Origin of the sequence: Pseudomonas sp. Sample_24, assembly GCF_004307605.1 — a bacterium.
GTDB lineage: Bacteria > Pseudomonadota > Gammaproteobacteria > Pseudomonadales > Pseudomonadaceae > Aquipseudomonas.
The window spans coordinates 20,821-47,372 of record NZ_RCNW01000273.1; the positions used below are offsets into that span (position 1 = coordinate 20,821).

A 26,552-nucleotide genomic window follows, 5' to 3' on the forward strand; every position below is an offset into this window, starting at 1 on the left:
TGCATTCATTACTCCCGGGAAATCAATCCCAGCTTTTTTGCTATCGCTACTGCTTGAGTGCGACGCTCTACACCTAACTTGCTGTGGATTCGCCGCGCATGGGTTTTCACTGTATGTAATGAAATGAACAACTGTTCGGCAATTTGCTGGTTGGAGTTGCCTTGGGCAATCAGGCCAAGTACTTCCAGTTCCCGCCCGCTCAATGGATTGTCGTCGATTGTTGCCGCAGACTCGTCGTCCATGCCGTAACGGCTGAGCAAGGTCGGTTGGCGCAGGCGCAGTTCACACAAGGCCTGTTGCAATTGCCCACGCCCTGCCAGCTTCAGGCCCGCCAGCAATGCCGATTTCGCCAGATCGGTTTCGCCCGTCAGGTCCGCTACTTCGCAGATCGCCAACTGCAACTCCGCTTCCAGCGCCAGCATTGAATGTTGCTGGGCGTGAACGAGCAGGTTGTTGAGTTGTTCGAGCGGTTGTTGCGCCTCCTGCAGTCGGGTTTGGGCAAGCACCAGTAAATACTCGACACGGGCAATCAGCATCACGGTCGCGGGAGGGGCCTGGCGGGCATGCGTTCCGCGATAGTGACGCAACACACGGGTCAACGCTTCGCGAGCCAATTGCGGGCGCCCCTGCTGCAACCAGAAATGACTGCTGATTTGCAGCAATACACCCCGATAAACCGTTTCGGGAATCTGCCGCTGCTGCATCAAGCGCTCGGCATCGCGCAATCGATCGAAAGCGAGGGCGTAATCGCGTTGGTTGGCGGCCAGTTGGGCCTGCCCCAGAAAACCATACAACGCACGCTTGTCCTGGCTGTGCAGGCAGTCTTGCAAACCAGACTGGAAGAATTCGGCAGCCACCTCTTCCTGCCCCTGACATAGCGCCAGTCGCCCGCGCTGCAGGGCGATCCTGCCCAGCAACGGCGTCGGCCGATCGGCCTGTCGACTCAACAATGCGTGGATATCGGCCAACAAGCTTTCGGCTCGCCGCGGCGCACCTCGCTGCTCCAGCAACTGGGCGTGATCAAGTTCAAGCAAGCCTTCAAACAGCAACGAACCTTGCGCACGGGCCAGACACAACGCCTCACGATTGCAGGCTTGCGCAGTATCGAGTTCGGCGTTGAGCAAGGCTTGTTGAGTCAACCCGGACAAACACAACAGCCGTGCGGGCCAGGCATCCGGCGTCAATTCAGCCAGCGCGTCAATAAAGTGTGCACGCGCCGCTTCCATGCGCCCCAGCAAATGCAACAGCCAACCTTGTTGTGCCTGCCAGCGAGCCAGCAATTGCCGCTGAAGCGTGGCGGTCGGTTGTGGTGCGAAACGGGCCAGTTGGCCAATGCACTCGGCAGCCTGATCGAAGCGCCCGGCGAACAACAACGCCGCCGTGATCAGTCCCACCAACTGCGGCGAACCGAGGGTCAACTCTTCGCCCTGTCGCTCATGCAGATTCAACAACAAGCGCACGTTTTCTCGCCGGAACAAATGCTCAAGACTGAAGTGCTGCAACAGAGTGACGGCAACCTCGAACTCTTCAGCCAGCAGCGCTTGTTCGAACGCCCCCTGCCAGTCTTCCTCGGCGCAAAACCACTGACATGCGCGCCGATGCCACGCCCGCCCCGCCGAACCCCGCTCGTCGCCCACGGCCCGGGCCAACGGCACAAAAACCCGCAGCCACTCGCTGGAGTCTTCCCATGGCTCGATGAAACAGCCCATGTCCTGCAATTGATGCAACCATTGCGCCCCTTCACCGGCGCCGAACAGATGCTCGCAGAGGCTGGCGTTGAATCGCGGCAAACGCGCCAGTACCTGCCAAGCCTCAATCAGTTCAGGGGCCAGCGCGCTGAACAACTCATGGTGCAAATAATCGAGCAGTGTCGCCGAGCGCTCCTGTTTGTTCTGCTCGGCTGCCCACTGGCAGGCATCCAGCAAGGCAATGCGCACACCGGCACACCAGCCTGCACTGCGCTGAATAATTCTGCGTGCTGTATGCGTGGCCATTGCTGGCTCGACATGACTGAGCAAATGCTGGACTTCACACTCGGTAAACGCCAGCGCGCGCGCCTCGCATTCGTACAACTCATCATCAAGCAACAGCCGGGGCCAGTTGCATTGTGGACGTCGGCGCGAGGCCAGCCACCAATTCAATGTCGGGCTTCTGACAGCCAGTAAACGATCCAGAAAGCGATCGAGTTCGGGGTTGGAAACCCGGCAATAATCGTCGATGAAAAGCCAGGTTGGCACCTGCAAACGGGACAGGTACTCCAGCAAAAAAGTCTCATCGGCCGAAGCCAGACCCAGCGCATGTGCAAGGCGTTGCCGGAAAGCGGCGATACCCAGGGATTCCCCGGCCATCGGCAACCAACACACCCGGCAATCCACCGGCGCACGTAACAGGCACTCGGTGAGCAGCGCACTCTTGCCGCTGCCCGCTGGTGCGCAGAGCAACTTCACTCGAGCCGTCGAGGCCAGCAATGGCTCGACCAAACGCTCTCGAGCCAGGTGATGGGAGGACAGGCGAGGCAGGAATCCAGGACGGTCCAGACACAATGTCATGGCAGTCATAGTGATGCGCCTTGTTATTGTTGTGGCGCCACCCTAGCCCCCTCCCGAGCGCTTGTTGAAGAAGTATTCAGCACGCTGATTTGCGGCCATAAAAAAGGTGACTGCGAGGTCACCTTTTTGTGTAAGACGCTGTAGGACGATTACCTCACACCCGTACTCCTGAGCGCCGCCGGCGTGTAGTCCCCGGCTTTTGCCGCGATGTTGAATTCGAAGCTGCGTTTCTCCTCATTCTTCATCCCCAGGGCAATGTATCGACCGGCAATCAAGTCATACAGCGCTTCGACGGTGTAGGCCGGCACCTGATGATCGTAGTAGAACTGCGCATGCCCTTCGGCGACTCGCCACAGTTGGCCACGACCGTCGTAGTGATCGGCCAGCGCCACCTGCCAGGTGTCTTCGTCGATGTACATATGACGCTTGGCGTAAACATGCCGTTCGTTAGGCTTGACCGTGGCCACCACTTCCCAGACCCGGTGCAGCTCATAGCGTGTCAGGTCCTGGTTGATATGGCCGGCCTTGATCACATCGGTGTATTTGAGGTCTGGCGAATCGAGTTTGTAGCTGTTGTACGGAATGTACATTTCCTTCTTGCCGACCAGCTTCCAGTCGTAGCGATCCGGTGCGCCGGAAAACATGTCGAAGTTGTCGGTAGTACGCAGCCCGTCAGACGAAGTGCCCACACCGTCATACGCCACTTGCGGCGCGCGACGCACACGACGCTGACCGGCGTTGTAGATCCACGCCTTGCGCGGTTCCTGGACCTGATCGAGGGTCTCGTGAACCAGCAGCACGTTACCCGCCAACCGCGCCGGCGCGGTCACTTCCTGCTTGAAATAGTTGAGGACGTTCTCGTCACTGCCCGGCTTCAAATCCCCCAGCAGCGATGGCACGGCCACTTCGTCCTTGAATCGAATGACGGTGAAATCACCATTGGACTGTGGCGTGGCCTGGGTAATGGTGCGACGCAAGTTGCCGCCGTGATAACGGGTGATGTGGTTCCAGATGACCTCGACACCGTTCTTCGGAATCGGAAAGGCGTAATAGCGATTGCCAGTGAAATTGGCCAGACCGTTGCCATCGTTGGTCGGTGTCACGTTCAACGCGCTGCGTTTGGCCGCCTCATAGACTTCTGGCGGCAGGGCCGCGGTGCGGTGGCTGGGGTAGACCGGAATCTTGTAGGTCTCGGGGTAGCGCTTGAACATCGCGATCTGCCCGTCAGACAGCTTGTCCTTGTATTTGTCGACCGTTGCGGCAGTGATCACGAACAGCGGTTTTTCATTGGCGAATGGATCAGCCAGGAAACCCTTGCTGTCCACCGCACCAGCGTTTTTCGGAATGCCACCGGTCCACGGCGGAATCGAGCCGTCGGCATTGCCGGCCTTCTCGCCACCGAGCGGGGTGAGCGTGGTGCCAAGCTTGTCGGCTTCTTGTGCCGATACGGCGGCCATCACGTTGACGGCCAGCAGACTCAGGGCCAGGGCGGAACCGATTTGCAGAATCATCTTGCGCATTGAATTCATCCTTTTCAGCCAGATCAGAAGTTCACGCCAAAGCTCAACGCCACGAAGTCGCGGTCTTCGAGCACGTTGTAGTCACCGCCGAAGAAATCGGTGTAACTGAAGCTTGCGGTGTAGGTGTTGCGGTAGTCCGCATCAACGCCAAGGCTGACGGCCTTGGCACCTTCGTTGAACAACCCGTTGGGACCATAACCGGCGACGTCATGGGACCAGGACAGATTGGGTTTGAAGTTGATCCCGGCAATGACGTTGTTGTAATCAAGGATTGCCCGGGCGCGATAACCCCATGAGGTCGAGGTCACGAAACCGTCGGTATCGCCACCGAAACCATACTGGCCGTACACCGAGTCGCGGCCATAGCGCAGTTTGCTGCGAGACTCCAGGCCACCGACCCGCACCACCGCCGCCTCACCCACCAGGGTCAGGCGATCAGCGCCTGCAATCTGGTCGATGAAGTGCGTCAGGGTGCTCTGGACCTGCGTCACTTCCTTGCGCCGATAGCCTGTGTTGTCGGCACCCGGCGCGGTCGCAATGGGCGACGCTGCGCCACCGGCAATGGGGTTGAGCATCGCCAGGGTCAGGTCATTGGTATTGACCTGCACCGGCGCGTTGGGGCGATAGCTGATCTCGCCGGTCCACGCCGTGCCGGTAGGCAGCGTCGTGGAAAAACTCGCGCCGTAGAGGCGAATGTCTTCAGGGTATTCAAGGTAGTACTGACCGCGACCGAGCATCACACTCTGCGCCAGCCCCCCACCGCTACCCGGAGCGATGCGGTTGGCCGTGGTGACAATGCCCGGAATGCTCGCCAGCGTTCTGAGCCCCGCCGTCGTGGTGCCAACCGTCGGGGTTCGGCTGTGGTAATTCATGAAATACAGGCCGTACTCGGTGTCGTCGCCCAGCCAACGCAACGCGGTCCCCCACTGCCCCGAGTCCCGGGCATCGCGGTCGCCACCACGGGGAACGACCACGCCTTCGCTGGTCACCTCGAAGCCCTGGCCAAACGCCGCAGCAATCGGTTGCAACGGTGCAATCGCAGGGCTGGCGACCGTGTATCCCTTGTTACATCCGTCCGCTACCACGTCGACCCCGAAGAAGGTGCCGCAGTTATCGACGACGGTCTGATCCCACTCCAGTTGATAGAAACCTTCGACGGTCAACTTGTCGGTCAGGCCTTGGGAAGCAAACAACATGTTGACCGGGATCAGCCCTTCCTTGATCTCGGCACCCGGACGACGAAACGCGGAAACGTCGACCGGGTTGATGCTGTTGATCGAGTTGCCGATGAACGTACTTTCGCCCCAGCTCACCACCTGTTTACCGGCACGAACAGTCCCCGGCAGATCGGCGATGGAATAGTTGTGATAGACGAAGGCGTCGAGAATCTGCGCACCGGAAGACTTGGAGCCCTCTTTGCGGTTGTGATCGCTGATCGGCTTGAACGGCCGGTCTTCGTCCTTCAATTCGAAGTCGTACCAATACTTGCCACGGACGAACACACCGGTGTCGCCGTATTTCAGTTCAAGGTCGTGAATACCCTTGAAGATCTTCGAGAAGGTTTCGCCTTTCTTGAAATTCTGACGACCGTCGTCGCCGGTCGATGCCTGTCCGCTACCACCGTTGACCGTGCCCACCAGGGCATCGTCCGCATCGCGCATGCCCCAACTCGCGCCGACCGACAGCGAAGAGTCGAACGTCCCTTCGATTTCCCCGATGTTGAATGAAACAGCCTGCGCCTGGGCACAGCAGCCCAAGGCAACCGCAGCGGCCAGCGCCTGCGGTGTGAAGATGGCGCGCATTGTTGTTTTTGTCATGCGTCTTCCCCGGTGAGTGACAGAAGGCCTCACCCTACTGCCGCAGGCCTGGGGCGATAAGCGCACCAAGGAGGTATTCGCGATGTACCTCCAAAGGATGACTGGCCATATGGAACGGGCGATTGCGCGGGGCATAGACAGACTGGATGTGAAGGCATCAGTCGAATTCATGGACTACGCTGCAGGCGATCGAACTGTTACGCAGCCGGTAACGGTGCATGTCGGGAATCGCTGTTTTTCCTTTGCCGGCAAAGACTTATTCTTACCGGGCTTTCACGGATTACAGCCCGGAAGCACAACAGATTTCAGGTGAGTTGAAGCGTTTCGACTCATCGCCCCGTGTACACCGACGTTGATTTGTAGCTCCTGGATCCAACGTCTTGCTTGGCCGCTGCGTTTGCAGCGGCCTTTTTTATGGGCGTGGTTTTTGTCGCGAGGGGGGTCAATCGGGGACGGCAGAACCTGATCTGGCTCTGCCGAATGAAGCGCAGTCAGAGCGAATATTTTTGCAAATTCCCCATCATCTCCTTCAACGCTTCAATATTGTCCTTCGGATGCGCCGCTCCTTCGAAATCACAGATCTGCTGCCAATGCGCCGCCACGTCTTCCGGGGAGAACCCCACCCGTGGATCGAATCCGGCGCCGAGGCTGCGTTCCCAGCGGACTTTGCCCATCCAGCCGCCGCCGACTTCGAACAGGCCGGAGGTTTCCTGGCAGTTTTCGCTGGCCAGGTATACCACCAGCGGGCTGACCAGTTCTGGCTTGAGTTGTTCGAAGACTTGCGGCGGGATCAGGCCTTCGGTCATGCGAGTGCCGCCGGTGGGGGCGATGGCGTTGACCAGGATGTTGTTCTTGCGGCCTTCGATGGCCAGGGTGCGGGTCAGGCCATAGAGGCCAAGTTTGGCCATGCCGTAGTTGGATTGGCCGAAGTTGCCGTAGATGCCTGAAGTGGACGCGGTGAAGATCACTCGACCGTAGTTTTGCTCGCGCATGTGCGGCCAGGCAGCGCGGGTGACTTTGTAGGCACCTTCGACGTGGACGCGGTAAACCAGGTCCCAGTCGGCGTCGTCCATTTTGTGGAATGTCTTGTCGCGCAGGATACCGGCGTTGTTGACCACCACGTCGACCCGGCCGAAGGCATCGAGGGCGTGCTGGACCAGTTTGTCGCCATCGGTGACCGAGTCGTGGTTGGCCTCGGCGGTGCCGCCGGCCTCGCGGATTTCAGCCACAACGCGGTCGGCGGCCGAAGCGTTGGCGCCTTCGCCCTGGGCCGAGCCGCCAAGGTCATTGACCAGCACTTTCGCACCCTGTTTGGCGAATAACAGTGCATGCGCCCGTCCCAGGCCGCCACCTGCACCGGTGATGATCACGACTTTATCTTCGAAGCGCACAGACTCATTCATGTGAGGAAACTCCAGCAGGCCAGGGACATTACCCGGGAGTGTCAGGCACGGCGCTGCGGCTCACAATGAACACGGCGGAGGCTGAATGGTGCGCGATAAGGCTGGGGGATGATGAGCCCCAGCCTCAGGAACAGGCCACTTTGAGGGGTGGCATCACCAACCGGTCGCGAAACGCCAGGTAATGCTTGAGCACCTGGCACGGCGCCTCGATCTGGGGATAGTGACCAATATCGGTCAGCAGCACGGTGTCCGGTTCGGGGATCAGCTCGCGGTAACGCGCGACCATGTGCGCGCCCGAGATCGGATCGACTTCGCCATCGATTACCCGCAGCGGTACTTCACCGCGCTGCATTGCACTGACCCAGCGATCGCGCTGGACGCGGCGCTCCGGAATGTATGTGATCAATTTGTGCATGATCCGAGGCCCGCGATTGCTTTCGATCAGGCTCCAGAAATCATCCATTTCGCTTTCGCTGGGACGGGTCTGCGGCCCGAAAATCTGACGGAAGCTTTTCACCAGGCCGTCGCGACTGAACGCGCGGCCGATCATCCAGCCCAGGGGGCCGAGCAGCAGTTTTTGCATCAGCACCGGACGGTGGGTTTCCGGAAACAACCCGCCATTGAGAAACACGCAACTGGCGAGATTGATCCGCGATTCGTAATGCCGGGCCAGCAGTTCCTGGGCCACGCTGTCGCCATAATCATGAGCCAGTACATGCACCGGTTGCTCGACATTCAGATGAGCCAGCAATGCCTGTTGCAGATCGGCCTGCTCCAGCAGGCTGTATTCATGGTTGACCGGTTTGGCCGAGTCGCCGAAGCCCAGCATGTCGCAGGCAATCACCCGATAACGCTGGGCCAGCGGTTGCCAGAGATAATGCCAGTCCCAACTGGCACTCGGGAAACCATGGATGAGCAACAGCGGCTCACCCTGCCCCGCCGTCCAGTAATGGATGGTCTGACCATGGAAATCGAAGGTCTGCCCGCGTTTGCGCCAGACACTCAGGGGGATCTCTGCGAGTGCCATTAGAGTTTATAACCCGGGTCTTGTTTATCGAGTTTGCGCAGCAACGCCGGCCACGCCAACGCTCCGCCCATGCCTTGGGAGCTTTTGGTGACACCGGCAATCATTGCCTTGGCGCCGGCAAGAATCTGCGGTTCGATGGCGATCAACTCGGCACCGCCGTTCTGTGCCATGACCTGAATGTCGCAGGCGCGCTGAAAGGTGAACATCATCAGGAAGGTGTCGGCGATGCTGTTGCCGCAAGTCAAAAGGCCATGGTTGTGCAGCATCAGGAAGTTGTTCTCGCCGAGGTCGGCTTGCAGACGTGCCTTTTCTTCGTGATTCAGCGCAACGCCTTCATAGGCGTGATACGCCAGGCTCGACAGAACAAAAAGCGACTGCTGGCTGATTGGCAAAATGCCCTGCTTCTGCGCCGAGACCGCAACACCTGACGCCGTATGGGTATGCAGCACACAGACCACGTCATGGCGAACTTCGTGAACGGCACTGTGGATGGTGTACCCGGCCGGATTGATCTCGTAGGGACTGTCCATCAACTTGTTACCGGCCTGATCGACCTTGACCAGGCTCGACGCGGTGATTTCATGAAACATCAAGCCGAACGGGTTGATCAGGAAGTCTTCGGTGCCAGGTACTTTGGCAGAGATGTGGGTAAAAATCAGATCGTCCCAGCCATGCTGGGCCACCAGACGGTAACAGGCAGCGAGGTCGACACGGGTCTGCCATTCGGCTGCGCTGACCAGGTCTTTGACGCTGTGTGAGGATTGGACTGGGGCTACGCTCACGGCAAGGAACCTCGGCTTTTTTATTATGGAGTGTTTCCAATGACTACCGAGTCTAGTCAGCCTCCAGGGTTCCCGTAGTTGCATTGGCAGCCAGCTTGATGGCCGAACGAGTCAGTGGCTCAAAGAGTTTGGATCCGTGTCAAAGTACCGCCGCCAGGCAAGGCGAGGCGCGCCTTTGAAGCAACCTCGACAGAACCGTGACAGCGGTTGAAACGAACGTTGAAGACTGTCGGTCAACCGCGCAATGCGCTGACCAGTTCTGCCAGCCAGGGCTCTGCATCGGCTTCAGGGGTCACACTTTCACTGGCGTCCAGACGCAGCATCGGCAGGACTTCGCGAATACCCAACTCGCCGAACAGCTCGCGCATCAACTCGCCACCGCCACAAAAAGTATCGCCATAACTGGCATCGCCCAGCCCGATGACCGCACCGGGCAAACCACGCCATTGAGCGGGCAACTGGTCGCGAATCGAGAAATACAGCGGTTGAAGATTATCCGGCAATTCGCCCATGCCAGTGGTCGAGGTCACGGCGAGCAAGGCGTGCGGGGCAAACGCTTGAATGTCTGCAAGGCTTGCACGGGGGTTGTGCAGGGTTTCGAAACCGGCAGCGTTCAAAATGTTCGCGGCGTGACGGGCGACTTCTTCAGCCGTGCCGTAAACCGAGCCGGAAATGATGGCGACTTTCATCAATCTGATCCTGAACCTGAGTGAAAGACCGGGATATTAACAGCACGGTCAGCATTGTTCTTTTAGAATGCCGCAGACAACCAACAAGGAAGGGTTTCACCGATGATCAACGCAAAGCTGCTGCAACTGGCCATCAATGCCTCCAATGACGGCATCGTGATTGCCGAGAAGGAAGGCGAGCAAGACAAGATCCTGATTTACGTCAACCCTGCTTTCGAACGCCTGACTGGGTACACCAGCGAAGAAATCCTCTACCAGGATTGCCGCTTCCTTCAGTCGGGAGACCGAGATCAGCAGGCCCTCCCGTTGATCCGCGATGCATTGAACAATGAAGGCTCCTGCCGGGAGATCATCAGGAATTACCGCAAGGACGGCACCCCTTTCTGGAACGAGCTGTCGATTTCCACGGTGAAAAATCCGAATGACGGACAGGTCTACTTCATTGGCGTTCAGAAAGACGTGACCGTGCAGGTCAAGGCGCAGCAGCGGGTTGCACAGCTCGAAGCGCAACTGGCTGAAGTCCAGGCCGAACTCGCGGCGATAAAGGCGACGAACGGCGCAAACAAAACGGCGAATTAATTGTCATTAACTACAATCACCAATGACTTTGTATCTATATCTTTCGAGTTTGCTATGCAACGCGACGCGCTCCTGACCCAGGATGAGCTGGACTTCATCCAGACCATGCAACATAACCCGCAGCTCAATGTGCGGGATGCGACGTCGAGTCTGCTGGTCAACGGTGGATCACAAATCCGTGACTTGCTTACGCGCCTTGCTGCGCATGAGCAAGTGACCATCCAAGCCAATTTCGAAAATCAACAGATGACCTTTCCCCTGCATCTGGTGGAAGACGAATTTCACGCGCTGCATCTTCGGCTGGGCGTACCCAGCATTTATGAAGACGGGCCATTGGTCCGCCCATGGCGGCTGGTGCTCGACGAGCCGGTAGCCCTTGAAAATGCCAAGGGCCAGCCCGGCACGATGTGGGTGCATGAAGTATCGTTCAAGGGCGTGCTGTTGGAGGTTCGCAACAAAACCAAGGCACCGAAGCACTTCGCCTTGTGGTTCAGCCCGTCAGGCTATGAGCGAATCGCCTTGCGTGGCACGTTCGAGAAGGAAACCGAACAAGGCTTCTATGCCTATCAGTTGAGCCAGGACGACAAGGATGAAACCGAGCGTTTGCGCCAGTACATCCTGCAGCAGCACCGACTGACCCACCCCGCCCTGCATCTCTGACGATCAGGTATCCAGACCGCCAGCGAGAAATTGATTCAGGCGCTGGCGCATCACCGTTCCCTCGTTCCCCAGGCAGCCAATCGACGATCCGGCCAGGCTTTCCTGCGCCAGATCCGATGCATCGCCCGCCAACAACACTGGACAATCCAGGCTCATCGCCAGGCGATTCAAACGCCGCGGCAGCTCCGCCGTCGGCACGTGGTTGGAGAACAGCACCAATGCCTGTGGCTTGATTCGTTCGCAAACCAGGGTCAATTCATCAAACGGCTGACCAATGGTCAATACCCGCACGCCCGTTTGCCCGGAGCCGAGAAACAGCGCAGCAAGCAACAGCTCAAGCTCCCGGCATTGTCCCGCGAGGGCACAAACGATGACTCGTCTTGGTTGTTTGTCGCGAATCAGCAGCAGGCGCTGCAACACTCTTGATCGCAGAAAACCATCGAGGAAAAGCCACTCGCTGGTCCTGCCGAACGTATCCTGGCGTTGCAGCAACTGCTTCCAGAGCGGAAGAAGGATGTCCTGGAAAACGACCGGCTGCGAATACGTGGAAAAAATCTGACCGTAGACCTGATCCAGCCGAACCTCATCGAATGACACGACGGCGGCCTCGATCTGTTGCTGCCACTGCGAGTAGTCAGCCTGCACAAGGTCTTGAGGTATGAGGTGCGACAACGCTTGAAGCGGCGCAGCCTTGGCCAGGATCTTGCCGATTTTGCTGACTGCCACACCACGTTCGATCCAGCCGAGAATGCTGCGCACCCGCTCGACATCGGCCATCGAATACAGTCGATGCCCACTAGCGGTGCGTGTCGGCACGATCAGCCCATACCGGCGCTCCCAGGCACGCAGGGTCACCGGGTTGACGCCGGTCAGGCGCGACACCTCGCGAATGGGGAAGAGCTCATCCTGCTCCAGTAAGCCGCTGTGGCGGGAATCCGAAGCGATGTCAGTGATTACGGGCATCTGGCTAAACATCCTTGTAGCGTTCGAGGCCCATTCTAACTCTCCAGTCCCGAAAAAATTCAACCTGACGCGGGAAAGAATGTCACTGTCGCTTCTGGCACATCAGCAATAGGCCTTGTCTGGCCCGAGACGCCCACCCATCACCCCCGACGCTGCGCCTGGCGAAACACCTCTCCTGAGTGACCTCGGCACTGCCCTTGCGGTGGGCGTAGGTGAACGCTGCAATGCGCTGGTATAGTTTTGCTCTTAACGCGATGCGAGCCGCTCATGACCTCTTCTGCAGCCCCTATCCTCATCACCGGAGCCGGCCAGCGTGTTGGCCTGCACTGTGCGCAGCGACTGCTCGAAGACGGTCATCGCGTGATCTTCAGCTACCGCAGTGAACGGCCCGGCGTACAGACCCTGCGGGATTTGGGGGCGACGGCAGTGTTTGCGGACTTTTCCAGCGAGGCCGGGGTTTTTGCATTCATCCGTGAACTGAAAACCCATACCGACAGCCTGCGGGCAATTGTCCACAACGCTTCCGAATGGCTCGCCGAAACCGCGGATACCGATGCAGCGGCATTCACCCGCATGTTCAGCGTACACATGTTGGCGCCCTACCTGATCAACTTGCACTGCGCCGACTTGCTCGAACGCTCGAGCCCTGCCGATATCGTGCACATCAGCGACGACGTGACCCGCAAGGGCAGCAGCAAGCACATTGGCTACTGCGCCAGCAAAGCCGGGCTCGACAGCCTGACCCTGTCCTTCGCTGCAAAGTACGCGCCGCACATCAAGGTCAACGGGATCGCGCCCGCCCTGCTAATGTTCAATGCTGACGACGATGCAGCCTATCGCGCCAAGGCACTGGCCAAGTCCGCCCTGGGCATCGAACCGGGCAGCGAAGTGATCTATCAAAGCCTGCGATATTTGCTCGACAACCCGTATGTCACCGGCACGACCCTGACCGTCAATGGCGGAAGGCACATCAAATAAGTGTCCCGCGAGGATCTTCCATGACGCTATTCCTGCACCAGAACGCCCTGTCCCAGAGCTATCGCGAGATCCTCATCGGCCTCGGTGAAAATCCTGATCGCGAAGGCCTGCGAGACACCCCGGCGCGTGCGGCCAAGGCGATGCAGTACCTATGTCATGGCTACGAACAAAGTGTCGAAGAGATCGTCAATGGCGCGCTGTTCGCCTCCGACAACGATGAAATGGTGATCGTCGACAACATCGAGCTCTATTCGCTTTGCGAACACCACTTGCTGCCCTTCATCGGCAAGGCGCATGTGGCTTATATTCCCACTGGCAAGGTGCTGGGCCTGTCGAAGATTGCCCGGCTGGTGGACATGTTTGCCCGCCGCCTGCAAATCCAGGAAAACCTCACCCGGCAAATCGCCGACGCGGTGCTGCAAGTCACCGGCGCGGCAGGCGTCGCAGTGGTCATCGAAGCCCAGCATATGTGCATGATGATGCGCGGCGTCGAGAAACAGAATTCGACCATGAACACCTCGGTGATGCTCGGCGCCTTTCGCGAGTCAAGCAACACCCGCCAGGAGTTCCTGCAATTGATTGGACGGAGCAAGTAGTAATGCCACAACTTCAACCAGGCATGGCACGCATCCGGGTCAAGGACCTGTGTCTGCGCACTTTCATTGGCATCAACGAAGATGAAATCCTCAACAAGCAGGATGTGTTGATCAACCTGACCATCCTCTATGCGGCCCAGGAAGCGGTGCGTGACAACGATATCGATCACGCGCTGAACTACCGCACCATCACCAAAGCGATCATCGCCCACGTGGAGGGCAATCGTTTTGCCCTGCTTGAACGCCTGACCCAGGAAATTCTCGATCTGGTCATGGCCAACGCCTCGGTGCTGTATGCCGAAGTCGAAGTCGACAAGCCCCACGCGCTACGGTTTGCCGAGTCGGTGTCGATTACGCTGGCGGCAAGCCGCTAGCTTCAAGCTATAAGCGTCAGGCTGTAAACTTGCAGCCACCACAACCCAACTTGCAGCTTGAAGCTTGCCGCTTGAAGCTGTCTCGCCGAGACCGCCATGAACGATCAACAACGCCTCGAACTCGAAGCCGCGGCCTTTCGCCGGCTAGTGGCCCATCTGGACAGCCGCAAGGATGTGCAGAACATCGACCTGATGAACCTTTCCGGGTTCTGCCGCAACTGCTTGTCCAAGTGGTACAAGGCCGCCGCCGACGAACGTCAGATCGACGTCAGCCTCGATGACGCTCGCGAAGTGGTTTACGGCATGCCGTATACCGAATGGAAAGCCCGATTTCAGCAAGAAGCCAGCGCCGAACAACAAGCGGCGTTTGCCAAAGGAAAACCCAATGAGTGATTTGAACACCCTGCGCGCAAGTCTCAAGACCGGTGAACACATCTTCGCCGACACCCTCGCGTTCATTGCTGCCGGTTACGACTACCAGCCTCAGGCCTTCAATAATGGCGGCGTGGAAAACGCCGCCGGGCAGAACGAAGGCTCGTGCAAGACCCTGGGCCTGGCGTTGCTGGAAGGCCTGAGTGATGAAGAAGCGCTGCTGGCGTTCGGCGAACATTATCGTTCGGTGCTGGCGACGCCTGAGGGCAGCGATCACGGCAATATTCGTGCGTTGATCGCCCATGGCCTGGCCGGTGTGAAGTTCACCCAACAGCCCCTGACCCGCCGCTGACAGCTTTCTGCAGGAGCACGGCTTGCCGGCGATGGCGTCCTCAAGATCGCCATCGCCGGCAAGCCGTGCTCCTGCAGGGATCGGCGATACATCCCGACTTTTCAGATTGACCCGGTGATTTTATTTCGTTTGCCTGGCACCGCTGCTCACGGCTTAGATAAAAAGAAGTCCTCCTTCTTCCGAGCCGGTCATCCATGCGCAACGAAACCATCAGCCAGTCGATCAACATCGTTCACCCTGTCACGCTCAGCCACGGCAAAAACGCCGAGGTCTGGGACACCGACGGCAAACGCTACATCGATTTTATCGGTGGCATCGGCGTGCTCAACCTTGGCCATTGCCATCCGCGCATCGTCGAGGCCATCCGCGAGCAAGCCACGCGCCTGACCCACTACGCGTTCAATGCCGCGCCTCATCAGCCGTACATCGACTTGATGGATCGCCTCAGCGCGTTCATCCCGGTCGATTACCCGGTCAGCGGCATGTTGACCAACAGCGGCGCCGAAGCCGCCGAGAACGCGCTGAAAATCGTCCGTGGCGCCACCGGTCGCAGTGCCGTGATTGCCTTTGACGGCGCCTTCCACGGTCGCACCCTGGCGACACTCAACCTCAACGGCAAAGTCGCGCCCTACAAACAGAAGGTCGGTGTGCTGCCCGGACCGGTGTATCACTTGCCTTTCCCCAGCCAGGACAACGGCGTGACCTGCGCCGAAGCCCTGAAAGCCATGGAACGGCTGTTCAGCGTCGAAATCGACGTCGAGGACGTGGCTTGCTTCATCGTCGAACCGGTGCAGGGTGAAGCCGGGTTTCTGGCCATGGACATAACGTTCGCCCAAGCGCTGCGCCGCTTCTGTGACGACAAGGGCATTGTGTTGATTGCCGATGAAATCCAGTCGGGTTTCGGCCGTACGGGGCAACGCTTCGCGTTCTCGCGTCTGGGCATCGAGCCGGACCTGATCCTGCTCGGCAAAAGCATCGCCGGCGGCGTGCCGCTGGGTGCGGTGGTCGGGCGCAAATCGCTGCTCGACAACTTGCCCAAGGGCGGGCTCGGAGGCACCTACTCCGGAAATCCCATCGCTTGCGCCGCCGCTTTGGCGACGCTGGACGAGATGACCGATGCCCACCTGCAAGCCTGGGGCTCGCAGCAGGAAGAGGCGATTGTCAGTCGCTACCAAGCCTGGTGTGATCGCAAGTTATCGCCCTTCCTCGGGCGCCTGACCGGCGTTGGCGCAATGCGCGGCATTGAACTGACCCACGCCGACGGCACACCCGCCGCCGCGCAGTTGACGCAACTGCTGGCACTGGCGCGGGACGCCGGGTTGCTGCTGATGCCAAGCGGCAAGTCGCGGCACATCATTCGCTTGCTGGCGCCGTTGACCACCGAGGCGGCGGTGCTTGAAGAGGGGCTGGATATCCTTGAGGCGTGCCTGGCCAGACTGACCTGAGTGCACTCGCTCCTAAAGCAATTGATGATTAATCGAAGGTATAAAAAAACCGGCCAAGGCCTAATGCTGTTCACTTAAGGACGAGCACTATACCCGTGGCGAGGGAGCTTGCTCCCGCTGGGGCGCGAAGCGGCCCTAAAAAAGGGACTGCTGCGCAGCCCAGCGGGACGGTGCGGCGATCCGACAAGCTCCCTCGCCACAGGATGCCAACTTTTTCTTAAGTGAACATCATTAGGCCGAGGCCGGTTTTTTCATGAAAGCAGAATCAGGCGTTCTGCAGGCCGTCGAGGTAACGTTCAGCATCCAATGCCGCCATGCAGCCGGCGCCGGCCGAGGTGATGGCCTGACGGTAAACGTGGTCAGCCACGTCACCGGCAGCGAAGATGCCTTCCAGGTTGGTCGCGGTGGCGTTGCCATCACGGCCGCCGTGTACCACCAGGTAACCGTCCTTGAGGGTCAACTGACCTTCGAACAGCGAGGTGTTCGGGGTGTGGCCGATCGCGATGAACACGCCGTCGACTTTCACTTCGTCGAAGCTGCCGTCGTTGTTTTTCAGGCGGGCACCAGTCACGCCCATGTTGTCGCCCAGAACTTCGTCCAGCGTCGCGTTCAGCTTCAGCTCGATCTTGCCTTCGGCAACACGGGCATTGAGCTTGTCGATCAGGATCTTCTCGGCGCGGAAGGTTTCGCGACGATGAATCAACGTTACCTTGCTGGCGATGTTGGCCAGGTACAGGGCTTCTTCCACCGCGGTGTTGCCACCACCGACCACAGCGACTGGCTTGTTGCGATAGAAGAAACCGTCGCAGGTCGCGCAGGCCGAAACGCCTTTGCCCATGAAGGTTTCTTCGGACGGCAGGCCCAGGTAACGAGCACTGGCGCCGGTGGCGATGATCAGGGCATCGCAGGTGTAGGTCGCGCTGTCGCCCGTCAGGGTGTATGGCTTGGCAGCGAAGTCCACGGCGTTGATGTGATCGAAAACGATCTCGGTTTCAAAGCGTTCGGCGTGCTCGCGCATCCGCTCCATCAGCGCCGGGCCGGTCAGGCCGTGGACATCGCCAGGCCAGTTGTCGACTTCAGTGGTGGTGGTCAGTTGACCGCCGGCCTGCATGCCGGTGATCAGCAGTGGCTTGAGGTTGGCACGGGCGGCGTATACCGCAGCGCTGTAACCGGCAGGGCCGGAACCGAGAATAATCACTCGCGAATGACGGACTTCAGACATGACCTGCTCCTGTTGACCGGCCCGGAACACCTGGCGCGGAACGCCGGATCACCGGCGGGAATAAAAAAGAACGGTTGAAAGCACTTGGGGAAGGCTTGAACCCGACCGTCCTGTAAAAAGATTGGGTGCAGCGTATCGAGGGGGCGAAGATTAAGGAAATACGGTTTAACAATCCAGCTCATAGGTGGTCTCTATGCCGTCAGGGTGATTTTCAGGACGCCTTTGTTACAGTGAATGTCGATACCGCTGCCGTGCTTTCACCTGCCAGGCAAAGCCGGTAAGGTCGGCGCGTTTACCCTCTGCTCGGAGCTCGTTATGCCCGCCCCCGTTCTATCCGGCCCGCAATACCTGCGTGAAGGCCTCAAACTGGTCCTCAGCCCCGGCCTGCGTTTGTTCGTGTTGTTGCCGCTGGCGATCAACCTGGTGCTGTTCGTCGGATTGATCTATCTGGCCGGCCATCAGTTCAGCGTGTGGGTCGATACGCTGATGCCTTCCCTGCCCGAGTGGCTGAGTTTCCTCAGTTACATCCTCTGGCCGCTGTTCGTGGTGCTGGTGGTGTTGATGGTGTTCTTCACCTTCACCATGCTCGCCAACATCATCGCCGCGCCGTTCAACGGCTTTCTCGCAGAGAAAGTCGAGGTGGTGGTACGCGGCACCGACGATTTCCCGGCGTTCAGCTGGGCTGAACTGGTTGCGATGATCCCGCGCACCCTGGCCCGCGAGATGCGCAAACTCGGCTACTTCCTGCCACGGGCGATCGGCCTGTTCATCCTCTCGTTCATCCCGGTGGTGAACATCATTGCCGCACCGCTGTGGCTGCTGTTCGGGGTGTGGATGATGGCGATCCAGTACATCGACTACCCGGCGGACAACCACAAGCTGGGCTGGAACGAAATGCTCGCCTGGCTGCGGCAGAAACGCTGGCAGAGCATGGGTTTTGGCGGCAGTGTTTACCTGGTGTTGCTGATCCCGGTGGTCAACATTCTGATGATGCCGGCCGCCGTGGCAGGCGCGACACTGTTCTGGGTGCGCGAGCGCGGTGCGGAGAACCTGGTGGTACAACGCTGACGCGGTCATAAATCCATCATCTGACCGTCACAACGTCGACATGGCCTCAGCTGAAACTGGGGTCATGACGACAGCCCTGCATATCACCCTGATCACTGAAACTTTCCCTCCGGAAATCAACGGCGTGGCCAATACACTGGGTCGCCTGTGTGACGGTTTGCGCGCGCGCGGGCATCAGGTGGAATTGGTCCGGCCTCGTCAGGGCTGCGATCAGCAGACCGGCAGCGACGATGAATTGCTGCTGTGCCGAGGTTGGCCGCTACCAGGCTACCCTGGCTTGCAATGGGGCCAGTCGTCGATGCACAAGTTGCTGCGACGCTGGAAGCGTCATCGCCCGGACGTGCTGTACATCGCCACCGAAGGTCCGCTGGGCTTGTCGGCATTGCGCGCGGCACGGCGTCTGGGCATTTCGGTGGTCAGCGGCTTCCACACCAACTTCCAGCAGTACTCCAGCCAATACGGCTTCGGCTTGCTCACCCGGTTGCTGACGCACTATCTGCGCTGGTTCCACAACCGCTCGAACCTGACGCTAGTGCCGAGTGTCAGCCAGCGCATGGAATTGGAGCGCCGGCATTTCGAACGCCTGGCATTACTGTCCCGGGGCGTCGACAGCCAACTGTTCCACCCGGCCAAACGCCTGGGCGCTCTACGCGAGCAATGGGGGCTGGGTGAGAACGACATTGCTGTCATCCACGTAGGACGCTTGGCGCCGGAGAAAAACCTGGGCTTGCTCAAGCGCTGTTTCGACAGCCTGAAAAGCACTTATCCACAGCGTCGCCTGAAAATGATTGTGATCGGCGACGGGCCGCAACGTGCGGACCTTGAAAAGGATTTGCCCGAGGCGATCTTTTGCGGCTCTCAACGCGGCGAAGCGTTGTCTGCTCATTATGCGTCAGGGGATGTGTTTCTATTCCCGAGCCTGACGGAAACCTTCGGCAACGTGGTGCTTGAGGCATTGGCCTCGGGGCTCGGCGTGGTGGCTTACGATCAGGCGGCGGCCGCGCAACATATTCGCCATGGTTACAACGGTGTGCTCGCGATGCCTGGTGATGAAGAAGCATTTTGCGATGCGGCAGCCTGGATGCTCGAAGAGCGGGAAACCTTGCGTTGTGTGCGGCTCAATGCGCGCCAGCATGCCAGTCGCCAGGGGTGGGCAGCGATCATTGAACAGTTTGAAGGGCAGTTGCGTGGGGCCTGTGTACAGGGGCAGGTGCTGCCGGGGGCGGCGATGTTGCCTTGACAGCTTCGCGGGCAAGCCTCGCTCCTACAGTGATCGCGTTCTTCTGTAGGAGCGAGGCTTGCCCGCGAAGGCATCCGACGCTTAAACCAGCGTCATCAACGCATCACGGCTGAACGGCAGAATGTCTTCTTCACGACCGTCGCACACCTTCTGCGCCCAGTCCGGGTCTACCAGCAGCGCACGGCCGACCGCCACCAGGTCGAACTCGTCGTTGTTCAAACGCTCCAGCAGTTTTTCCAGACTGGCCGGTTGCGCCACCTTGTCGGTGTTGACCATGAACTGCAGGAACTCGCCATCCAGACCGACGCTGCCCACGGTGATGGTCGGCTTGCCGGTGAGTTTGCGGGTCCAGCCTGCCAGGTTCAGTTCAGAGCCATCGAACTCCGGCTCCCAGAAACGGCGGGTCGAGCAGTGGAAAATATCCACGCCAGCGTCAGACAACGGCTTGAGAAATTCACCCAAGGCTTGCGACGTCTGCACCAGACGCGCGGTGTAATCCTGCTGCTTCCACTGAGAGAAACGGAAGATGATCGGGAAACCTTCACCGACCGCAGCACGCACGGCCTGAATCAGCTCGATGGCGAAGCGCGAACGATTGGCCAGGCTGCCGCCATATTCGTCGGTGCGCTGGTTGCTGCCCTCCCAGAAGAACTGGTCGACCAGATAGCCGTGAGCGCCGTGGATTTCCACGCCGTCCATGCCGATGCTCTGGGCATCCTTGGCAGCCTGGGCGAACGCGGCAATCACGTCCTGAATATCCTGCCTGGTCATGCCGTGAACCACGACCTGCCCGTCCTTGATTTTTTCCGAAGGACCATAGCCCGGCACGCTGGCGTCCGGCTCGGTACCGATACGACGCACGCTGCCGACATGCCACAACTGCGGAACGATCTTGCCACCTTCGGCGTGCACGGCATCGACGACCTTTTTCCAGCCCGCCAACGCGGCCTCACCGTAGAAATGCGGAACGTTCGGGTAGCCGTTGGAAGCCTTGTGACCAACGGTAGTGCCTTCGGTGATGATCAGGCCGACACCCGCGGCGGCACGACGACGGTAGTACTCGATCACTTTGGAGTTAGGCACGCCACCCGGCGAAAACGAACGGGTCATCGGCGCCATGACGACTCGGGTCGGCAGTTCGAGGCTGCCGAGGTGGAACGGTTTGAACAAGGCTTTTACAGGCATGGGACGCTCCACGGAGGATGACTTTATGACGGCGATAATATGGAGACTGGAGCGCCTTGAACAGCACTATTGATTTTGGTGATCAAGGAATAAAAGGCGGAAAGCATCGAAGGATGCGAGCCTTGCCCGCGAAGGCTGTCGGTCAGTCGACATCATTACTGACTGATCTGACGCCTTCGCGGGCAAGCCTCGCTCCTACAGGGGAGATATCAGCTCAGGGCTTTTTCAATCGCCTGAATGACAGAGGGATCATCCGGTGCAGTACGTGGCGAGAACCGCGCCAGTACCCGACCATCCTTGCCCAGCAGGAATTTTTCGAAGTTCCAGGTGATGTCACCCGGGAACTCGGCACCCTCGCCCGCCAGCAGCTTGTACAGCTGATGACGCTCGTGACCGTTGACTTCCAGCTTGCTGGACAACGGAAAGGTCACGCCATAGTTGAGGCTGCAAAACTCCTGAATCTCTTGCTCGCTGCCAGGCTCCTGCCCGGCAAACTGGTTGCATGGCAAACCCAGCACGCTGAAACCTTTGCCCTTGTATTGCTGGTAGAGGTTTTCCAGCGCGGCGTACTGTGGGGTCAGGCCACATTTGGAGGCAACGTTGACCACCAGCACGACTTGCCCCTTGAACGGTGCCAGAGGTAGCGCCTGACCATCCAGGGCTGTCAAATTAAGGTCGTGAAAAGCACTCATGACGTACTCCAGATTCCAGTGTTCTTCTCGAAACAGCCGCTTGGCGGCGTCACACGGGACAGCCGCAGACTAAAAAGGCGCCCTCGGGGCGCCTCTCCAGTCATCTGAGCTTAGCGCACAAATCAGTGGTGATGGCCACCTTCGCCATGGACGTGGCCATGAGCGATTTCTTCCTGGCTGGCGTCACGGATGGCAACGATCTTGACCTGGAAATTCAGGCGCTGGCCGGCCAGTGGGTGGTTGCCGTCGACGGTTACATCGTCGCCGTCCAGATCGCGGATGGTAACGATCTGCATCTGGCCATCCGGAGCAGAAGCGTGGAACTGCATGCCGACTTCCAGTTCATCAACGCCTTCGAACATGCTGCGGCTCAGGGTGCTGACCAGTTCGGCGGCATATTCGCCGTAAGCGTCTTCCGGTTCAACGGCTACGGTCAGCTCGTCGCCGACAGCTTTGCCTTCCAGGGCTTTTTCCAGGCCAGGGATGATGTTGCCTGCGCCTTGCAGGTAGACCAGCGGCGCGCCGCCGGCGGAGCTGTCGATGACCTCACCAGCGTCGTTGGTCAGGGTATAGTCGATGGAGACAGCCTTATTGGCGGCGATCAGCATGGGGCGAGACCTTTTGCATAAGAATATAGAAAGACCCAGTTTAGCGAAGCAATCGCCCGAAAGCGAACACAACCCGGACAGACGGGATTCGACGATTACTGGGTTTCATCAGGATGAGGACGGTCACTGGGTGGTCGAGCTTTCCTGCGGCCATACCCAACACCTGCGCCACCAGCCGCCATGGCAATCACGGGCCTGGGTCATGGACCCGGTGCAACGCCTGGAAAAAATAGGCCAGCCCTTTGCTTGCGGTTGGTGCGCACAGGGCTCGGTTAGCGATAACCTTGGTGACTGAATTTCGGTAGACGGCCAGTCATAGGCCCTCACCTTTGCCATGCTCCTTCAGAGAATCCGCATGCAAACTTTTTTTATCGCGCCCACCGATTTTGGTGTGGGTCTGACCTCCATCAGCCTCGGGCTGGTGCGTACCCTTGAGCGCGCTGGCCTCAAGGTTGGCTTTTTCAAACCGATCGCCCAGCCGCATCCGGGTGACACGGGACCCGAGCGCTCCACCGAACTGGTGGCCCGCACCCACGGTTTGAAGCCGCCGCAACCCTTGGGCCTGGCCCACGTCGAACGCATGCTCGGCGACGGCCAGCTCGATGAGCTGCTCGAAGAAATCATCACCCTGTATCAGCAGGCTGCCATCGGCAAAGACGTGCTGATTGTCGAAGGCATGGTCCCGACCCGCAGCGCCAGTTACGCCGCGCGGGTCAACCTGCACCTGGCCAAGAGCCTCGATGCCGAGGTGATCCTGGTGTCGGCGCCGGAAAACGAGGTGCTGACCGAACTCTCCGGCCGCGTGGAATTGCAGGCGCAATTGTTCGGCGGCCCGAAAGACCCGAAAGTCCTTGGCGTGATCCTCAACAAGGTTAAAACCGACGAGAGCATGGAGGCCTTCGCCGCGCGCCTCAAGGAGCATTCACCGCTGCTGCGCAGCGGGGATTTCCGCCTGTTGGGCTGCATCCCGTTTCAACCGGAACTGAACGCGCCGCGCACCCGTGACGTGGCCGATTTGATGGGCGCCCAGGTGCTCAACGCCGGTGACTACGAAACCCGGCGCATGACCAACATCATCATCTGCGCCCGCACCATGCGCAACACCGTAGAACTGCTCAAGCCCGGCGTGCTGGTGGTAACCCCGGGCGATCGCGACGACATCATCCTCGCTGTCAGCCTTGCGGCCATGAACGGTGTGCCGTTGGCCGGCCTGCTGCTGACCAGCGACACCCTGCCGGACCCACGCATCATGGATTTGTGCCGGGGTGCATTGCAGGCGGGCCTGCCGGTATTGTCGGTGAGCACCGGCTCCTACGACACCGCCAACCAGTTGAACGGACTGAACAAGGAAATCCCGATCGACGACCGCGAACGGGCCGAAATCATCACCGATTTTGTCGCCAGCCATCTGGATGCCAACTGGCTGCATCAGCGCTGCGGCACGCCGCGGGAAATGCGCCTGTCGCCAGCCGTGTTCCGCTATCAACTGATCCAGCGAGCGCAGAACGCCAACAAACGCATCGTGTTGCCTGAAGGCAGCGAGCCGTTGACCGTGCAAGCTGCCGCGATCTGCCAGGCCCGAGGTATCGCCCGTTGCGTGTTGCTGGCAAAGCCCGAAGACGTGCAGGCCGTGGCCCGTGCCCAAGGGATCGAGTTGCCGCCCGGGCTGGAAATTCTCGATCCGGACCTGATCCGCGAACGCTACGTCGAGCCGATGGTTTCGCTGCGCAAGAGCAAAAGCCTCAACGCGCCGATGGCCGAACAGCAGTTGGAAGACACGGTGGTGATTGGCACCATGATGCTGGCGCTGGATGAAGTCGATGGCCTGGTGTCGGGGGTCATTCACTCCACCGCCAACACCATCCGCCCGGCCCTGCAACTGATCAAGACGGCGCCGGGCTGCACCCTGGTGTCGTCGGTATTCTTCATGCTGTTTCCGGAGCAAGTGCTGGTCTATGGCGACTGCGTGATGAACCCGCACCCGAGCGCCAGCGAGCTGGCCGAGATTGCGCTGCAAAGTGCCGATTCGGCCGCGGCGTTTGGCATCACGCCGCGCGTGGCGATGATCAGCTACTCCAGCGGTGAATCGGCCAGCGGTGAAGAAGTCGAGAAGGTTCGCGAAGCCACCCTGCTGGCCCATGAACAGCAAAACTCGCTGCTGATCGACGGCCCGTTGCAATACGACGCCGCCGCCAACGAAACCGTGGCCCGGCAACTGGCGCCGAACAGCCAGGTGGCCGGTCGCGCTACCGTGTTTGTGTTCCCTGACCTCAACACCGGCAACACCACCCACAAAGCCGTGCAGCGCAGCGCCGACTGCGTGAGCCTTGGACCGATGCTCCAGGGTCTGCGCAAACCGGTGAACGACCTGCCGCGAGGCGCGCAAGTCGACGACATCGTCTACACCATCGCATTGACCGCGATTCAGGCAGCCAACCGACCTATGGATGTTTAAATGCTGGATTTCCTACCTGCACCGGTTCGCGGTGTGATCGCTTCACTGCTGTTGGCGTTGAACACGATTCTGCTCTGCTCGTTCCTGTTCTGCGTGGCGCTGGTCAAGGCTCTGCCATTTGCTGTCACTCAACGTCTTGCGGGCTGGCTGATGAGCCACACCCACGAGGCCTGGATCAGCCTCAACAAAGGCTGGATGAACCTGGTCCGTCGCACGCGCTGGCACATCAGCGGCTTGCAAGGGCTCGACTACAAGCACTCGTACCTGATCACCAGCAACCACCAGAGCTGGGTCGACATTCTGGTGTTGCAGTACGTGCTCAATCGACGCATCCAGCCGTTGAAGTTCTTCCTCAAACAGGAACTGATCTGGGTGCCGGTGATTGGCCTGGCGTGGTGGGCTCTGGGCTTTCCGTTCATGAAACGCTACTCCAAGGCCTATCTGGAGAAGCATCCGGAGAAGAAAGGCAAAGACCTGGAAACCACCCGCAAGACCTGCGCGAAGTTTCGCAATAACCCGGTGGGGATTTTCAATTTCGTCGAGGGCACGCGGTTCACCGAGGGCAAGCATGCCCAGCAGAAATCACCGTTCAAATACCTGCTCAAACCCAAGGCCGGCGGCATTGCCTTTGTGCTGGATGCGATGGGCGAGCAACTGGAGTCCATCGTCAACGTGACCATCCACTACCCCGCCGGCCGCCCGGGTTTCTGGGATTTGCTGTGCGGCAACGTCGCGGACGTGGTGGTGCACTTTGAAGAGCTGAAGATTCCACCGCAGTTCATAGGCAAGAACTACGACCAGGATGGTGAGTATCGGCTGCAGTTCCAGGGCTGGATCAATCAGATGTGGCAGGACAAGGATGCGCTGCTGGAACAGATGCACCGCGAGTATCCAGCCAAACGCTGATCCCCTGTGACTGATCGTTGCCTGATCGTTCCCACGCTCCGCGTGGGAATGCCTCAACGGACGCTCCGCGTTCGGCTCTGGAGGGGACGCAGAGCGTCCCGGGCTGCATTCCCACGCCGAGCGTGGGAACGATCACCGCCAAATAAAAAACCCGCCGGATGATCACTCATCGGCGGGTTTTTTATTAACGGCTAAGCCTTAGATCGCGCCACGCTTGCGCAGCAGATCCAGCACTTGCTTGACGCCTTCTTCCAGCGATACGGACTGGGTGTCGATCACCAGGTCGGCATCCAGCGGCACGTCGTACGGGAAGGACTCACCCGGGATGTTATCCCCGGCCGCCGCGTACAGGCCCTGTGGGTCACGCTCGGCGCAGACAGTCGGCGAGGCCTGGACGTAGACCGTCAACAGACGTTCCTTGCCGATCAACTCCCGAGCCTGTTCACGACCTTCGGCACTCGGCGCAACGAACGCCGCCAGCGTCAGCAGACCGGCTTCGTTGAACTGACGCGCCACGTGTGCGGCACGACGCCAGTTCTCGGTACGCCCGGCGCGATCCTGGGGCAGACCTTTGTTGAGGTCGTGACGCAGGTTCTGGCCATCGAGTACGAACACCGCACGACCCAAATCGAACAGCTTGCGTTCAACCGCATACGCCAGAGTGCTCTTGCCTGCACCCGACAAACCGCTGAACAGCACGGTGGCCGGTTGCTGACCGAAGCGCTGGGCACGCTCTTCTGTGGCGACGTGAGCCAGCTTGCCGTGGTGGGTGCTGGTGCCATGGGCCAAAGGCTGGGCGACGATCATGCCGGCGCCGACGGTGCCATTGGTCAGGCGGTCGATGATGATGAACGCGCCGGTGGTGCGGTTGCTGTCGTAACCGTCGAGGGCAATCGGCGCATCGAGCGCGATCTTGACCTTGCCGATCTCGTTCAGTTGCAACGCGCTGGCCGGACCTTCTTCCAGGGTGTTGACGTCGACCTTGTTGACGATACTGGCGATGGAACCCGGCACATAACTGGTGGCGCGTTTGATGTCGTACTTCTTGCCCGGCAGCATCGGCTCTTCAG

26 protein-coding genes are annotated in these 26,552 nt (G+C 59.5%); 13 read left to right on the forward strand and 13 right to left on the reverse strand.

The features are described from left to right. Positions 1 to 8: 8 nt before the first annotated feature. The 7 genes from D8V06_RS15270 to D8V06_RS15300 all read right to left on the reverse strand — a co-directional run bounded on the left by D8V06_RS15270 (position 9) and on the right by D8V06_RS15300 (position 9,787). Positions 9 to 2,558 carry a LuxR C-terminal-related transcriptional regulator gene (locus D8V06_RS15270; RefSeq protein ID WP_130931232.1) on the reverse strand — a complete coding sequence of 850 codons (2,550 nt, stop codon included), beginning with the start codon at positions 2,556 to 2,558 and terminating at the stop codon, positions 9 to 11. A 140-nt stretch (positions 2,559 to 2,698) separates the two neighbouring features. Continuing rightward, positions 2,699 to 4,069: a DUF1329 domain-containing protein gene (locus D8V06_RS15275; RefSeq protein WP_056855071.1), complete on the reverse strand. Its 1,371-nt coding sequence runs from the start codon at positions 4,067 to 4,069 to the stop codon at positions 2,699 to 2,701. Between the two features lie 23 nt (positions 4,070 to 4,092). Then, on the reverse strand, positions 4,093 to 5,886 hold the full coding sequence (locus D8V06_RS15280; protein ID WP_130931233.1) for a DUF1302 domain-containing protein: 1,794 nt from the start codon (positions 5,884 to 5,886) through the stop codon (positions 4,093 to 4,095). A gap of 491 nt (positions 5,887 to 6,377) precedes the next feature. Beyond that, on the reverse strand, positions 6,378 to 7,289 hold the full coding sequence (locus D8V06_RS15285; RefSeq protein ID WP_130905180.1) for an SDR family oxidoreductase: 912 nt from the start codon (positions 7,287 to 7,289) through the stop codon (positions 6,378 to 6,380). 124 nt (positions 7,290 to 7,413) lie between these two features. After that, entirely contained in the window at positions 7,414 to 8,316 is a 903-nt protein-coding gene (locus D8V06_RS15290) for an alpha/beta hydrolase (RefSeq protein ID WP_056855064.1), read from the reverse strand. After that, entirely contained in the window at positions 8,316 to 9,098 is a 783-nt protein-coding gene (locus D8V06_RS15295; protein WP_130905179.1) for a class II aldolase/adducin family protein, read from the reverse strand. Before D8V06_RS15295 ends, D8V06_RS15290 begins: the two co-directional genes overlap by 1 nt. A 233-nt stretch (positions 9,099 to 9,331) precedes the next feature. Beyond that, entirely contained in the window at positions 9,332 to 9,787 is a 456-nt protein-coding gene (locus D8V06_RS15300) for a flavodoxin (protein WP_056855062.1), read from the reverse strand. A gap of 102 nt (positions 9,788 to 9,889) precedes the next feature. Between D8V06_RS15300 and D8V06_RS15305 the strand changes: the two genes are divergently transcribed. Continuing rightward, positions 9,890 to 10,366: a PAS domain-containing protein gene (locus D8V06_RS15305; protein ID WP_056855061.1), complete on the forward strand. Its 477-nt coding sequence runs from the start codon at positions 9,890 to 9,892 to the stop codon at positions 10,364 to 10,366. Positions 10,367 to 10,420: 54 nt separating this feature from the next. Further along, on the forward strand, positions 10,421 to 11,026 hold the full coding sequence (locus D8V06_RS15310; protein WP_056855060.1) for a hypothetical protein: 606 nt from the start codon (positions 10,421 to 10,423) through the stop codon (positions 11,024 to 11,026). Positions 11,027 to 11,029: 3 nt separating this feature from the next. Here D8V06_RS15310 and D8V06_RS15315 read toward each other — a convergent pair whose 3' ends face one another. Then, complete coding sequence (locus tag D8V06_RS15315; RefSeq protein ID WP_056855059.1) at positions 11,030 to 11,989, reverse strand: MerR family transcriptional regulator; 960 nt, start codon at positions 11,987 to 11,989, stop codon at positions 11,030 to 11,032. A 267-nt stretch (positions 11,990 to 12,256) separates the two neighbouring features. On the opposite strand from D8V06_RS15315, the gene folM reads away from it, so the two are divergent. The 6 genes from folM (at position 12,257) to D8V06_RS15345 (ending at position 16,106) form a co-directional block, all read left to right on the forward strand. Beyond that, positions 12,257 to 12,967 (forward strand): dihydromonapterin reductase, encoded by a 711-nt coding sequence (gene folM / locus D8V06_RS15320; RefSeq protein WP_130905177.1) that lies wholly within the window; start codon positions 12,257 to 12,259, stop codon positions 12,965 to 12,967. A 20-nt stretch (positions 12,968 to 12,987) separates the two neighbouring features. Next, positions 12,988 to 13,563, forward strand: coding sequence for a GTP cyclohydrolase I FolE (folE, locus tag D8V06_RS15325; protein WP_056855057.1), 576 nt, complete (start codon positions 12,988 to 12,990; stop codon positions 13,561 to 13,563). A gap of 2 nt (positions 13,564 to 13,565) precedes the next feature. Beyond that, positions 13,566 to 13,937 carry a dihydroneopterin triphosphate 2'-epimerase gene (folX, locus tag D8V06_RS15330; RefSeq protein ID WP_007970304.1) on the forward strand — a complete coding sequence of 124 codons (372 nt, stop codon included), beginning with the start codon at positions 13,566 to 13,568 and terminating at the stop codon, positions 13,935 to 13,937. Positions 13,938 to 14,033: 96 nt separating this feature from the next. Further along, positions 14,034 to 14,330: a DUF1244 domain-containing protein gene (locus D8V06_RS15335; RefSeq protein ID WP_056855056.1), complete on the forward strand. Its 297-nt coding sequence runs from the start codon at positions 14,034 to 14,036 to the stop codon at positions 14,328 to 14,330. After that, positions 14,323 to 14,661: a HopJ type III effector protein gene (locus tag D8V06_RS15340; RefSeq protein ID WP_130905176.1), complete on the forward strand. Its 339-nt coding sequence runs from the start codon at positions 14,323 to 14,325 to the stop codon at positions 14,659 to 14,661. The genes D8V06_RS15335 and D8V06_RS15340 overlap by 8 nt, the downstream gene beginning before the upstream one ends. A gap of 194 nt (positions 14,662 to 14,855) precedes the next feature. Next, positions 14,856 to 16,106 (forward strand): aspartate aminotransferase family protein, encoded by a 1,251-nt coding sequence (locus D8V06_RS15345; protein ID WP_130931234.1) that lies wholly within the window; start codon positions 14,856 to 14,858, stop codon positions 16,104 to 16,106. Positions 16,107 to 16,371: 265 nt separating this feature from the next. Here the strand turns inward: D8V06_RS15345 and trxB are convergent, their stop codons facing one another. Then, entirely contained in the window at positions 16,372 to 17,328 is a 957-nt protein-coding gene (trxB, locus tag D8V06_RS15350) for a thioredoxin-disulfide reductase (protein WP_056855053.1), read from the reverse strand. Positions 17,329 to 17,643: 315 nt separating this feature from the next. On the opposite strand from trxB, the gene cysZ reads away from it, so the two are divergent. Together cysZ and D8V06_RS15365 are read left to right on the forward strand one after the other, a co-directional pair. Further along, positions 17,644 to 18,396: a sulfate transporter CysZ gene (gene cysZ / locus D8V06_RS15360; protein ID WP_130931235.1), complete on the forward strand. Its 753-nt coding sequence runs from the start codon at positions 17,644 to 17,646 to the stop codon at positions 18,394 to 18,396. A gap of 40 nt (positions 18,397 to 18,436) precedes the next feature. After that, complete coding sequence (locus tag D8V06_RS15365) at positions 18,437 to 19,636, forward strand: glycosyltransferase family 1 protein (RefSeq protein WP_130931236.1); 1,200 nt, start codon at positions 18,437 to 18,439, stop codon at positions 19,634 to 19,636. 81 nt (positions 19,637 to 19,717) lie between these two features. Here D8V06_RS15365 and D8V06_RS15370 read toward each other — a convergent pair whose 3' ends face one another. From D8V06_RS15370 to D8V06_RS15380, 3 genes are all read right to left on the reverse strand, one after another. After that, on the reverse strand, positions 19,718 to 20,821 hold the full coding sequence (locus D8V06_RS15370) for an NADH:flavin oxidoreductase (protein WP_130931237.1): 1,104 nt from the start codon (positions 20,819 to 20,821) through the stop codon (positions 19,718 to 19,720). 209 nt (positions 20,822 to 21,030) lie between these two features. Beyond that, entirely contained in the window at positions 21,031 to 21,513 is a 483-nt protein-coding gene (locus D8V06_RS15375; RefSeq protein ID WP_056855049.1) for a glutathione peroxidase, read from the reverse strand. 122 nt (positions 21,514 to 21,635) lie between these two features. Beyond that, complete coding sequence (locus D8V06_RS15380; protein WP_007942189.1) at positions 21,636 to 22,121, reverse strand: peptidylprolyl isomerase; 486 nt, start codon at positions 22,119 to 22,121, stop codon at positions 21,636 to 21,638. On the opposite strand from D8V06_RS15380, the gene D8V06_RS15385 reads away from it, so the two are divergent. Genes D8V06_RS15385 through D8V06_RS15395 form a run of 3 tightly spaced genes read left to right on the forward strand, consistent with a single transcriptional unit; the run spans position 22,090 to position 25,482 of the window. Beyond that, positions 22,090 to 22,416 carry a DUF3565 domain-containing protein gene (locus D8V06_RS15385; RefSeq protein WP_056855048.1) on the forward strand — a complete coding sequence of 109 codons (327 nt, stop codon included), beginning with the start codon at positions 22,090 to 22,092 and terminating at the stop codon, positions 22,414 to 22,416. The genes D8V06_RS15380 and D8V06_RS15385 overlap by 32 nt on opposite strands. Positions 22,417 to 22,476: 60 nt before the next feature. Beyond that, positions 22,477 to 24,576: a phosphate acetyltransferase gene (gene pta, locus D8V06_RS15390; RefSeq protein WP_130906275.1), complete on the forward strand. Its 2,100-nt coding sequence runs from the start codon at positions 22,477 to 22,479 to the stop codon at positions 24,574 to 24,576. Beyond that, positions 24,577 to 25,482, forward strand: a complete 906-nt coding sequence (locus tag D8V06_RS15395; RefSeq protein ID WP_056855046.1) for an acyltransferase — start codon at positions 24,577 to 24,579, stop codon at positions 25,480 to 25,482. A gap of 198 nt (positions 25,483 to 25,680) precedes the next feature. On the opposite strand, the gene cysC is transcribed toward D8V06_RS15395, so the two are convergent. Further along, the coding region (gene cysC / locus D8V06_RS15400) for an adenylyl-sulfate kinase (protein WP_130931238.1) at positions 25,681 to 26,552 on the reverse strand (872 nt) is incomplete at its 5' end.

Excerpts from the sequence above, each read along its gene's own strand:
- D8V06_RS15395 (WP_056855046.1), top strand. The coding sequence starts at position 24,577 with ATGCTGGATTTCCTACCTGCACCGGTTCGCGGTGTGATCGCTTCACTG.
- D8V06_RS15380 (WP_007942189.1), bottom strand. The coding sequence starts at position 22,121 with ATGCTGATCGCCGCCAATAAGGCTGTCTCCATCGACTATACCCTGACC.
- cysZ (WP_130931235.1), top strand. The coding sequence starts at position 17,644 with ATGCCCGCCCCCGTTCTATCCGGCCCGCAATACCTGCGTGAAGGCCTC.
- D8V06_RS15345 (WP_130931234.1), top strand. The coding sequence starts at position 14,856 with ATGCGCAACGAAACCATCAGCCAGTCGATCAACATCGTTCACCCTGTC.
- pta (WP_130906275.1), top strand. The coding sequence starts at position 22,477 with ATGCAAACTTTTTTTATCGCGCCCACCGATTTTGGTGTGGGTCTGACC.
- D8V06_RS15375 (WP_056855049.1), bottom strand. The coding sequence starts at position 21,513 with ATGAGTGCTTTTCACGACCTTAATTTGACAGCCCTGGATGGTCAGGCG.
- folE (WP_056855057.1), top strand. The coding sequence starts at position 12,988 with ATGACGCTATTCCTGCACCAGAACGCCCTGTCCCAGAGCTATCGCGAG.
- D8V06_RS15300 (WP_056855062.1), bottom strand. The coding sequence starts at position 9,787 with ATGAAAGTCGCCATCATTTCCGGCTCGGTTTACGGCACGGCTGAAGAA.
- folM (WP_130905177.1), top strand. The coding sequence starts at position 12,257 with ATGACCTCTTCTGCAGCCCCTATCCTCATCACCGGAGCCGGCCAGCGT.
- D8V06_RS15340 (WP_130905176.1), top strand. The coding sequence starts at position 14,323 with ATGAGTGATTTGAACACCCTGCGCGCAAGTCTCAAGACCGGTGAACAC.
- D8V06_RS15370 (WP_130931237.1), bottom strand. The coding sequence starts at position 20,821 with ATGCCTGTAAAAGCCTTGTTCAAACCGTTCCACCTCGGCAGCCTCGAA.
- D8V06_RS15290 (WP_056855064.1), bottom strand. The coding sequence starts at position 8,316 with ATGGCACTCGCAGAGATCCCCCTGAGTGTCTGGCGCAAACGCGGGCAG.
- D8V06_RS15315 (WP_056855059.1), bottom strand. The coding sequence starts at position 11,989 with ATGCCCGTAATCACTGACATCGCTTCGGATTCCCGCCACAGCGGCTTA.
- D8V06_RS15305 (WP_056855061.1), top strand. The coding sequence starts at position 9,890 with ATGATCAACGCAAAGCTGCTGCAACTGGCCATCAATGCCTCCAATGAC.
- D8V06_RS15275 (WP_056855071.1), bottom strand. The coding sequence starts at position 4,069 with ATGCGCAAGATGATTCTGCAAATCGGTTCCGCCCTGGCCCTGAGTCTG.
- D8V06_RS15285 (WP_130905180.1), bottom strand. The coding sequence starts at position 7,289 with ATGAATGAGTCTGTGCGCTTCGAAGATAAAGTCGTGATCATCACCGGT.
- folX (WP_007970304.1), top strand. The coding sequence starts at position 13,566 with ATGCCACAACTTCAACCAGGCATGGCACGCATCCGGGTCAAGGACCTG.
- D8V06_RS15310 (WP_056855060.1), top strand. The coding sequence starts at position 10,421 with ATGCAACGCGACGCGCTCCTGACCCAGGATGAGCTGGACTTCATCCAG.
- D8V06_RS15385 (WP_056855048.1), top strand. The coding sequence starts at position 22,090 with ATGGAGACAGCCTTATTGGCGGCGATCAGCATGGGGCGAGACCTTTTG.
- D8V06_RS15270 (WP_130931232.1), bottom strand. The coding sequence starts at position 2,558 with ATGACTGCCATGACATTGTGTCTGGACCGTCCTGGATTCCTGCCTCGC.
- D8V06_RS15280 (WP_130931233.1), bottom strand. The coding sequence starts at position 5,886 with ATGACAAAAACAACAATGCGCGCCATCTTCACACCGCAGGCGCTGGCC.
- D8V06_RS15335 (WP_056855056.1), top strand. The coding sequence starts at position 14,034 with ATGAACGATCAACAACGCCTCGAACTCGAAGCCGCGGCCTTTCGCCGG.
- D8V06_RS15365 (WP_130931236.1), top strand. The coding sequence starts at position 18,437 with ATGGCCTCAGCTGAAACTGGGGTCATGACGACAGCCCTGCATATCACC.
- trxB (WP_056855053.1), bottom strand. The coding sequence starts at position 17,328 with ATGTCTGAAGTCCGTCATTCGCGAGTGATTATTCTCGGTTCCGGCCCT.